At 32.2% G+C, this 10,629-nt stretch carries 9 protein-coding genes, 1 tRNA gene and 2 pseudogenes; all 12 read left to right on the forward strand.

All coding sequences use genetic code 4. From position 1 onward, the window contains the following. Positions 1-8 precede the first annotated feature (8 nt). Positions 9-272, forward strand: coding sequence for an HPr family phosphocarrier protein (locus ACOMC1_RS00395; protein ID WP_420330679.1), 264 nt, complete (start codon positions 9-11; stop codon positions 270-272). A gap of 59 nt (positions 273-331) precedes the next feature. Further along, complete coding sequence (gene ptsP / locus ACOMC1_RS00400; protein WP_420330680.1) at positions 332-2,056, forward strand: phosphoenolpyruvate--protein phosphotransferase; 1,725 nt, start codon at positions 332-334, stop codon at positions 2,054-2,056. Positions 2,057-2,408: 352 nt separating this feature from the next. Beyond that, a tRNA-Gly gene (locus ACOMC1_RS00405) sits at positions 2,409-2,482 on the forward strand. Positions 2,483-2,547: 65 nt separating this feature from the next. Beyond that, positions 2,548-3,372: a pseudouridine synthase gene (locus ACOMC1_RS00410; RefSeq protein ID WP_420330681.1), complete on the forward strand. Its 825-nt coding sequence runs from the start codon at positions 2,548-2,550 to the stop codon at positions 3,370-3,372. Between the two features lie 40 nt (positions 3,373-3,412). After that, a complete protein-coding gene (locus tag ACOMC1_RS00415) occupies positions 3,413-4,177 on the forward strand; it encodes a glycosyltransferase family 2 protein (RefSeq protein WP_420330682.1) in 765 nt (254 codons plus the stop codon). Positions 4,178-4,212: 35 nt separating this feature from the next. Next, entirely contained in the window at positions 4,213-6,171 is a 1,959-nt protein-coding gene (gene ligA, locus ACOMC1_RS00420; protein WP_420330683.1) for an NAD-dependent DNA ligase LigA, read from the forward strand. A 1-nt stretch (position 6,172) separates the two neighbouring features. After that, positions 6,173-6,457 (forward strand): Asp-tRNA(Asn)/Glu-tRNA(Gln) amidotransferase subunit GatC, encoded by a 285-nt coding sequence (gene gatC, locus ACOMC1_RS00425; protein WP_420330684.1) that lies wholly within the window; start codon positions 6,173-6,175, stop codon positions 6,455-6,457. Next, entirely contained in the window at positions 6,457-7,761 is a 1,305-nt protein-coding gene (locus tag ACOMC1_RS00430; RefSeq protein ID WP_420330685.1) for an amidase family protein, read from the forward strand. Before gatC ends, ACOMC1_RS00430 begins: the two co-directional genes overlap by 1 nt. Further along, positions 7,754-8,244, forward strand: a pseudogene (locus tag ACOMC1_RS00435) (Asp-tRNA(Asn)/Glu-tRNA(Gln) amidotransferase GatCAB subunit B); the annotation flags it as partial. The gene ACOMC1_RS00430 and the pseudogene ACOMC1_RS00435, both read left to right, overlap by 8 nt. A 1-nt stretch (position 8,245) precedes the next feature. Then, a pseudogene (locus ACOMC1_RS00440) lies at positions 8,246-9,169 on the forward strand (Asp-tRNA(Asn)/Glu-tRNA(Gln) amidotransferase GatCAB subunit B); the annotation flags it as partial. A 3-nt stretch (positions 9,170-9,172) separates the two neighbouring features. Next, a complete protein-coding gene (locus ACOMC1_RS00445; protein WP_420330686.1) occupies positions 9,173-10,267 on the forward strand; it encodes a YihY/virulence factor BrkB family protein in 1,095 nt (364 codons plus the stop codon). Positions 10,268-10,343: 76 nt separating this feature from the next. Then, on the forward strand, positions 10,344-10,607 hold a 264-nt coding region (locus ACOMC1_RS00450), incomplete at its 3' end, for a hypothetical protein (protein ID WP_420330687.1). Between the last annotated feature and the right edge of the window lie 22 nt (positions 10,608-10,629).

Genomic DNA, 10,629 nt, shown 5'->3' on the forward strand with positions numbered 1-10,629 from the left:
GACCAAAAATGGCAAAATTTACAGCAAAAATTACAGACCCAGTTGGACTACACGCTAGACCAGCTTCAATCACAGTTTCAGCAGCATCAAAATTTGATTCAGAAATCAAAATTGAAGCTAATGGAAAATCAGGAAACTTAAAATCAATCATGAACATCATGGCTTTAGGTGTTAAACAAGGCGACGAAATTACTATTACAGCTGAAGGTGCAGACGCAGATGCAGCAGTAGTGGAAATCGAAAAAATCATGAAAGAAAACAACCTAATTTAATTAATAGGTTATTTTTTTATTCACTAAAAAGAATTTAAAATTACATAAAAGGAGAAACAATGAAATTAAAAGGAATAGGAGCTTCATCAGGTATTGCAATAGCTAAAGTATTTGAACTAATCGAAGCACACGTAGAAATTAAAAAAATATCTGCAAACCCAGCAGAAGAAATCAAAAAATTAGAGGAAGCGATTGCTGACGCTATAAAACAAATTGAACTAGTTAAAGAAAAAGCAGCTAAAAACTTAGATGCTGAACATGCTGCGGTATTTGATGCACACATCCAAGTTGCATCAGATCCAATGATGGTCGATGAAGTGAAATCATTAATCGAATCAGAAAAAGCAAACGCACTTTGAGCTACAAATGAAGTATTTACAAAATACGCAGATATGTTTGCAAGTATGGACGATGCTTACATGAAAGAAAGAGCAGCTGACATTAAAGACGTTGCTAAAAGAGTTATTAACTCAATCGCAGGAGTTAAATCATCAGACGTATCTTCAATTGATGAAGAAGTTATCGTTGTTGGTGAAGACTTAACACCTTCAGACACAGCACAACTAAACAAAGAATTTGCTTTAGGTTTTGCTACAAACATTGGTGGAAGAACATCTCACTCAGCTATTATGGCTAGATCACTAGAAATCCCAGCGGTTCTTGGTCTTAAAGATGTAACTGAAAAAGTTGCAACAGGAGATACTTTAATTATTGATGGTGATGCTGGTGTTGTTATTATTAACCCAACAGATGCTGAAATCAAAGAATACAAAACAAAACAAGAAGAATTAGCAAAAGAAGCTGAAGAACTTAAAAAATTCATCGGTAAAGAATCAAAAACAGCTGACGGACACCACGTTGAATTAGCTGGTAACATTGGTTCACCAAACGACGTTGCTGGACTTCTAGAAAATGATGCTGAAGCTGTTGGACTATTCAGATCAGAATTCCTATACATGGATGCTTCTGACTGACCTACAGAAGAAGAACAATTTGCAGCATACAAAGAAGTTCTTTCAAACATGGATGGACGTAGAGTTGTTGTTAGAACACTTGACATCGGTGGAGATAAAACTCTTTCTTACTACAAATTCCCAGAAGAAATGAACCCATTCCTAGGATATAGAGCTATTCGTCTATGTCTAGATCAAGTTGAAGTATTCAAAACTCAATTAAGAGCATTAGTTAGAGCATCAAAATTTGGTAAACTAGCTATCATGTTCCCAATGATTGCTACAATTGACGAATTCAAAACTGCAAAAGAAATTCTTGAAGAAGTACACGCTGACCTTGTTAAAGAAGGTGTAGAAGTTGCTCCAATGAAAGATATCGAAGTTGGTATGATGGTTGAAGTTCCTGCTGCTGCAGCGAACGCTGAAAGATTTGCTAAATATGCAGACTTCTTCTCAATCGGAACAAACGACTTAATGCAATACACAATGGCTGCTGATAGAATGTCAGAAAAAGTTTCTTACCTATATCAACCACTTAACCCTTCAATCCTTAACTTAATTAAGATGACAATTGATGGTGCACATGCACAAGGTAAATGAGTAGGTATGTGTGGAGAAATGGCTGGAGATCATAATGCTATTCCTGTTCTTGTTGGACTAGGACTAGATGAATTCTCAATGTCAGCTACTTCAGTTCTAAAAGCAAGAAGACAAATTTCAGAAATGAATCTAGCAGAAGCACAAGCACTTGCAGCTGAAGCTGTTGTTTCAGAAACACAATCAGACGTTGAAAAACTTGTTAAGGCATTTAACGAAAAACACGACAAATAATTTAATGAAATAATGGAACACTCCATTATTTTTTATTTGCCATTTTTATATCAAAATAGAGCGTTTAAGGCTTTTGAGCACACTTTGCATAAAGAATGCTTGGCGAATGCTTATTAGCTCTAAGGTAATCTAGTATGGAATAATATGTTTTTCAAGGCCTTTTAAACACCTTAAAACAAAAGATATTCGAATAATAAAACCATTTCAAAATATATTTTTAAAGTTTTTTTAATGTAAAAAGTGCAAAAATAACTTAATTAACTATTAAAAATACATTTTTATGAAATGTTAACTTTTTTATGAAAAAAAATAAAAAAATGGTGTTATAATAATTTAGCACCAAGACAAACATGCAAGTATAGTTTAATGGTAGAACTTCAGCCTTCCAAGCTGACTGTGCGAGTTCGATTCTCGTTACTTGCTCCAATCATTGAGAAATGACCGAATGCGACATTGTCGCATTTTTCTTTGCTTTCCTTTATAATAGTGCTATGAAAACATTTATAGCAACAGCACAAGATCAAGGGAGAACATTACTTAAGTTTTTAATTAAGTTAATGCCTGACGTTCCTGCAGCAAGAATAGAAAAACTTTTTAGAAAAAAAGATATAAAAGTGAATGGTAAAAGATCACTTAAGAAAAACTATGAAATCCAAGAAGGGGATGAAGTAATAGTTTACGGTATAGATACAGAAGGGGTTAAGCAACCAAAGTTTGCAAAACCTAATTTCGAGGTAATTTTTGAGGATGATAATATTTTAGTGGTTAATAAACCAGTTGATGTTGCAATCCATTCAGAAAAAAGATGTTTAGACGATCAAGTGTTAACATATTTAAACTGAGAAAATACAGATTCATTCACACCATCACACATAGGTAGAATTGATAAAGTTACATCAGGTCTAGTTATTTACGGGAAAACTTATGAAGCACTTAGACAACTTAAAATGAATCAAGGTTCATTTGAAAAAATATATAGATTCCAATCAGATCTAGATCAAGATTTAGAAACTGAATACTTAATTGGTCACGATGAAAGAAAACAAAGAATGTGTATTCACCCTAAAGGTAATATGGCAAAAACAAAATTCTGAAAAGAAAAAAATAAGCAATACGCTCAAATTTTCACGGGTAGAAAACACCAAATCAGAGTTTCTTTAGCTAAATTAGGTTTCCCAATTTACGGAGACATCAAATATGGTGGAAGACAAGAATATAGAGTATTCCTACACTCATTTTCAACAACGTTAAATGGACTTGACGGCGAACTTAAATATCTAAATAATAGAAAGTTCGTATGTAAGCCAAAATGATAATGGTTTTCAACTAATTATTATTTGTTAAAATTGATTTACTATGAAAAAAATATTAAATAAAGTTTTAGTAGTAATTCCTGCATATAACGAAGAAGGAGCAATCCTTGGAGTAGTTAAAGAAATGGAAGAAAAGTGTCCTGATGTCAACTATATTGTCATCAACGACTGCTCAACTGATAAAACAGAAGAGATACTTACTAAAAATAAAATAAAACATTTAACTCACGAAAAAAATAAAGGATTATTTGGAACGATGACAACGGGGTTCAAGTATGCATTAGAAAATAACTTTGAAGCAGTAATTCAAGTTGATGGAGATGGTCAACATGACCCTTCAGAAATTGAAAAAGTTGTGCGTATTTGAAAAGAAAAAGAACTTGATTTTATTCAAGGTTCAAGATTCATTGAAGCTAAGAAACCACGTACAGCAAGAATGTTCGGTTCAAGAGTTATTGCATTTGCAATGCTTATGGTTCTTGGTAAGAAAATCAAGGATCCAACAAACGGAATGAGATTATATGGAACTGAATTAATTGAAAGGTTTGCAAACAACCCAAAATTACACCCAGAACCAGATACAATTGCATATCTAATTAAAGATAAGTATAAATTCGAAGAAGTGCAAGTTATTGTTAGAGAAAGAGAAACTGGTGAATCATACCTAACATCTTTCAGAATAATCAAATATATGACAAAAACAGTTTCACACTTAGTATTCAAAGTTCCTTTTATGAAGAAACCACATAAAAAGCAATTGAAAAAAGAGAAGAAACAGCTTAAAAGAGAAAAGAAACTAAACAAATAGTATATACTATACTATTTTTTTTATATAATTCTTACATGAATAAGACACTAGAGCAAATTAACAAACTGAAAAAGGAATTAACAGAATGAGGATACCAGTATTACACATTAGACAATCCTACGGTTTCTGATGCTCAATACGATGGGTCTATGGAATTACTGAAACAATTAGAAAAAGAGAATCCTGAATTAATCACAAAAGATTCCCCAACACAAAAGGTAGGGGGTTATGTTCTCGATAAATTTACAAAGATAGAACATAAAGTTCCAATGCTTTCATTATCAAATGCATTCAATAGTGAAGACCTTATTAGATTTGATGAACAAATTAAACGTGAATTACATCTACAAGGTGATGTTCAATATGTTTGTGAATTAAAGATTGATGGTCTTTCAATTTCATTAAACTATAAAAATGGTTTTTTAGATAAAGCGGTAACAAGAGGTAATGGATTAGTTGGTGAGGATGTAACACATAACGTTAAAACCATAAAATCAATTCCTCTTTCAATCGATTACAAAGATGATTTAGAAATCCGTGGTGAAGTATTTATGTCCGATAAAGTATTTGAAGATTTAAATAAGCAAGGTTACAATTTTGCAAATCCTAGAAATGCTGCCTCAGGAACTTTAAGACAATTAGATTCATCTATAGCAGCTTCAAGAAATCTTGATGCATTCTTATACATGGTTCCCAATCCTCTAGAACACAACTTAAACACTCATAAAGAAGCTTTAGAATTTTTAGCAGAACAAAAATTAAAGATTAATAAAGAAACTAGATTTGCAAATAATATTATTGAAGTTATTAATTTAGTTGAAGAATTAACAAGTAAAAGAAATTCTTTAGGGTATGAAGTTGATGGGATTGTTATTAAAGTTAATGACAATAGACTACACGAAGATATTGGTTACACAGCAAAAGCTCCAAAATATATGATTGCTTACAAATTCCCAGAAGAAATTGCAACAACAACACTAAAAGGAATTTTCCCAACCGTTGGTAGAACGGGAAGAATAACTTATAACGCAATCCTTTCACCAGTAAGGTTAGCGGGAACTGTGGTATCTGCAGCAACTCTACATAATGCTGATTATGTTAGAGAATTAATGTTAGATGAAGGAGATATCGTTAAGGTTAAGAAAGCTGGGGAGATAATACCTAAAGTTGTTGGTGTTGTTGGAGAGAAACAAAACCAATTATGAAGAGAAGATGAATTCTGTCCTGAATGTTCACACCCATTACGTAGAGTTAATGGTGAAGTTGATCAATATTGTATTAACTTAAAATGTCCAGCGATATTAAAAGCATCAATTCAACATTTCGTTTCAAGAACAGCTATGGACATTGAAGGCTTCGGAGATAAGATTGTTGAAAAGTTAATTCAAGAAAAAATAATAGATTCAATCATCAGTATTTATTCAGTTAAATATGAAGACTTAATCGAACTAGAAGGATTCCAAGAAAAATCAGTTAAAAAACTACTGGCTTCAATTGAAAAATCAAAAACTCAAGATTTAGATAGATTCATCTTTGGGTTAGGGATTAGACATGTCGGATCTAAATACGCAAAAATACTTGCTAAGAGATTTGGAACATTTGAAAACATCGCTAATGCTACTGAGGAACAATTAATCCAAATAAGGGAGATTGGTCCTAAGGTTCAAGAAAGTGTGATTGAATACTTTGCTGAGAACCAAGAAATAATAGAAGCATTCTTAAGTGTGGGTGTTAAACCAACAGAACTAGCGGGTGCTGAATCAAATATATTAGAAGGTAAAACATTTGTTATCACTGGTTCACTATCAAACCCAAGAAAATACTTTAAAGATTTAATTGAGTCTAATGGTGGAAATGTATCAAGTGCAATATCATCAAGAACAGATTATTTATTAGCTGGTGAAAAAGCCGGTTCTAAACTTACCAAAGCAAACTCATTAGGAGTTGCAGTATTAAACGAAGAAGAATTATTAGAGAAGTTAAAAGGAGAATAATATGACAAAAGAATCATTAAGAGAAATTGTAAAATCATTAAAACTTGAACCAACAGAAGAAGTTTTAAATGGATTAGAAAGAGACTTTAAAAAGATTAAAGCCGCTTTCGAAGAATTAAAAACAATAGATATAGAAAATGTTGCACCAATGTATAGAGTTGATGAAACACCAACATTTTTCCTAAGAGAAGATAAACCTGTTGAAGGTTTCTCAAAAGAACAAGTGCTACATAATGCACCAACAAAAGATGAAACTTTTGTCACAATGAAAAGGGTGGTGAAATAATGAAAAAATATAACATTGAAAAAGCGACATTAGAATTTAAAAATAATGCAAACAATGCTGTTGCTTTCACTTATGCAAACCCTGAATTTTCAGAAGGTCCTTTAAATGGGAAAACAATAACAATTAAAGATGCATTTGCTACTAAAGATGCACCAACTCAATCTTCATCAAAAATACTAGAAGGTTTCGAACCTCAATATGATGCAACCATCGTTAATAAACTAAGACAATCAGGTGGAGCAATCATCGGGAAAACTCACCTTGATGAATTAGCATTAGGTGGAACAGGTACATACTCAGCATTTGGTATTATTAAAAACCCACTTGATTCAGAAAGACACGTTGGTGGTTCTTCATCAGGTGCAGCAGCAACACTAACTGAAAATGTTGCAATTGCAATCGGTTCAGATACAGGGGACTCAGTACGTATTCCAGCTTCATTTGTTGGTAAGGTTGGATTCAAACCTTCATACGGTGCAGTTTCTAGATTTGGGCTATTTGCATATGCTTCATCATTAGATACTGTAGGATGATTAACACATGATGTTGCAACATCAATCGATGCAGCAAAAGTTCTTTTCGGTTCAGATGAAAAAGATATGACTTCAAAAAACGTTTCAATCGAAAATACAGAAATGCAAAAACCTAAAAAAGTTGCTTTCTTAAATGTTGAAAAATGATGTAAAGATTATGTATCAACAGAATATGCAAAATTAATTAATAAATTTAAAGAAGCTGGTGTGGAAGTAGAAATGATAGATGTAGATGAGCGTTTACTAAATGCCGTTACTCCTGTTTATAGATTAATCTCTTATTCAGAAGCATCATCAAACTACTCTAACTTAACAGGTGTAGCGTTCGGTTCAAGAATCGAAGGTGAAAACTGAGAAGAAACAATGATGAAAACTCGTTCTGAAGGATTTGGTTCAATGGTTCAAAGAAGATTTACATTAGGATCATTCTACTTAGATAAAAACAATCAAGTTGAATACTTTGAAAGAGCACAAAAAATCAGAAGACTAATTGTTGAAATGCAAAAAGAATGACACAAGAATAATGATTTAGTTATTTTCCCTTCAACAGGTGAAATAGCAAACAGATTTGACGAAGAAAGATTGGATAACTTTATGAGTGGTATCTTAACTTCAACAAACCTTTCAGGATTCCCATCAATCACTCTTCCATGAGAAAAACATGATGGTATGCCATTTGGTATTCAATTAGAAAAATCATTATATGAAGATGAAACACTTTTAGCTTACGCTTCATGAGTGGAAAAATTAATAGGGGGTTCACATGAATAATTTTGAAGTTGTTATCGGAATAGAAATTCACTTAGAATTAAACACAAAAACAAAAATGTTTTCTGCGTCAGCTAATAACTACGAAGCAAAACCAAACACAAATGTAAACTCAATAGACCTAGGTTTCCCTGGTTCTCTTCCAACAGTTAATAAACAAGCCGTTCTACACGGAATAATGCTTGGAAAAGCTCTAAAAATGGATATTGATAGAGAACTACACTTTGATAGAAAGAATTACTACTACCCAGATTTACCAAAAGGTTACCAAATTACACAACAAAGAAGACCAATTGGTGCTAATGGTTCAATTCCTATCACTGTTGATGGAGTTACAAAAGAAATTTCACTTGAAAGAATTCACTTAGAAGAAGATACTGCTAAACAAATCCACTCAGGTGAAACTTCACAACTGAACTACAACCGTGCTGGTGTTCCATTATTAGAGATTGTTACTGATCCAGTAATTAGATCTGGTAAAGAAGCNGCTGCTTATATTGATGCGATTAGAAAAACAGCTAAAGCATTAAATATTTCAGATGCAAAAATGGAAGAGGGTTCATTACGTGCTGATGTAAATATTTCATTAAGACCATACGGACAAAAAGAGTTCGGTGTTAAAGTTGAAATTAAAAACATGAACTCAATTTCAAATGCTCAAAAAGCTATTGAATTTGAAATTGCATTACAAACAAAGAAACTTCTAACTAATGAAGTTATCACAATGGACACAAAACGTTTTAACGCTGAAAACAATTCAACAATTACAATGCGTACAAAAACTAGTGCAACAGATTACAAATATTTCCCAGAACCAAATATTCCAGTAATCACTTTACCTCAAGAAATGATTGATTCTGTAAAATTACCAGAACTTCCATGAGAAACAACAGCTAGATTTGAAAGCTTAGGTCTAAACCAAGAATATGTTAATGCTCTTGTTGCGGACTTATCAATGGCTAAATATTTTGATTCAATTCCTTACGACAATAAAGAAAAACTTGCAAAAGTTTTCTTCTCAGAAATCGTTCAATTATCAAATTCAAAATCAATACCTGTTACAGAATTAAATATTGATCCTGTGGAAATTGCAAGAACTATTACTCTTACAGATAAGGGAGATATTTCAGGTAAACACCTTAAGAAAATCTTGCCTTTATTAATGGGTGGAAACTCAACTGTAGACCAAATTGTTGAGGAAAAAGGTATGAAGCAAATTTCTGATTCTTCAATTTTATTCCCTATTATTGATAAAATTATATTAGAGAATGAAAAGTTGGTTGCTGAATACGGTTCAAGACCTGAACGTGTAACTAAGTTTATTCTTGGAACACTAATGAAACAAACACGTGGTCAAGCCAACCCAATTGTTTCAAATAAATTAGTGGTTGAAAAACTGGAGGCATTATAAAAAATGTTTAAAAATTTCTTTAATAAAAATAAAGAAAAACATAAAGGAAAAATTAAAGTAGGATGACAAAAGAAACGTAAAAGAGTTTCGCTTTGAACAAAGATTAAGACTTTCAAATTTCAAAAATCTTCAAAAAGACTTGTTCAAAACATTATTATTCGTCCTAAGAAAATTTCAATTGCAGAAAGAATTGTTAAATCCATAATTTGGGTAGCTCTTAGGCTAGCCATTCGTCCTAAACACTGAAAGGATGACAGGAAGAACTATCAAATTATTGATAGGGCTTACAAGCGTATTATGGCTTCTGACTTCTTATTCATTCCGCCAGCCTTTGCGTTTTATCTTATCATGGCATTTATGCCGATTATTCTGCTAACGCTTTTAATCGTTTCGAATGTTCCACAAGTATTTTCATTCGTTGAAACTACTTTAAATGCATTTACAGGTGGTAACGCTTCTACCTTTACAAGTATCTTGACTCATGTTAAGACTGCTGGGGCGATTTCTACATTAGTAGTTATGATTTTACTTTCGTTGTGAATTGCATCAGGTGGATTCTCAAAATTCGTTTATACTGAATCATATGTTTACGAACACGATAAAGTAGGTGGATACTGGATGAATAAGTTTAGGGGTATGTTCATAGTTGGTTGTGTAACTATATATGCAGCTCTCGGATTAATATTCCTTTCAATTACCCCATGATTAATTACAAAAATGGGTGTTAGCATGGATTCAACATGATATTCAGTGCTTTATTATACAATCCTTTCTTGTGGTGCTTTTGGTGGTATTTACATAGGTGTAGTACTACTATTTACATTAACACCTAGATTTAAACAAAAATGAAGACAAGTACACCCTGGTGCACTTGCAACAACAATTCCTACTGCTGGATTCATTATCTTATTTACATTATTAACTAAAGTGTTCTTTAGATATGAAGCTTATGGTATCTTAGGTATGTTCATGACTATTGCTGCTTCTATGTTCCAAATATCTTACTTTATATATGTTGGATTAATAGTTAACGTTGTGTTCTATAAAACACACTACGGAGAAAAGACAATAGCCAAAAAAACTATTTCTAAGAAATAAATAATATGAAATCGCAATAAAGCGATTTTTTTATTTATTTTCTACACATAAGTTTCCTAGTCTATATAATATATGTATGAGATTTTTTGAAAAATTAAAAAAGAGACTTTTCACTTTAGACCCACATGGGGAAGAGAAGAAAAGTGACAAAAAGAAAAAAGAAGTTGGAGAAACAACTCAAGTTAACTTAGACCACATGGATATGGAACACAAAACGTTCGATTCTGAATTCAAAGGGGCTAAAAGATTTGATTCTTTTACACTGGATGATACTGTAGAAGTTAAGTCTGAAGAAGTTATTTTAAAAGAAAAGAAAATTGCTAAAAAACTTCAAAAAGAANAACNTAAGAAGAAAAGAAAAG

It is taken from the genome of Mycoplasma todarodis, assembly GCF_965212735.1.
Classification (GTDB): domain Bacteria; phylum Bacillota_I; class Bacilli_A; order Mycoplasmatales; family Metamycoplasmataceae; genus Mycoplasma_K; species Mycoplasma_K todarodis_A.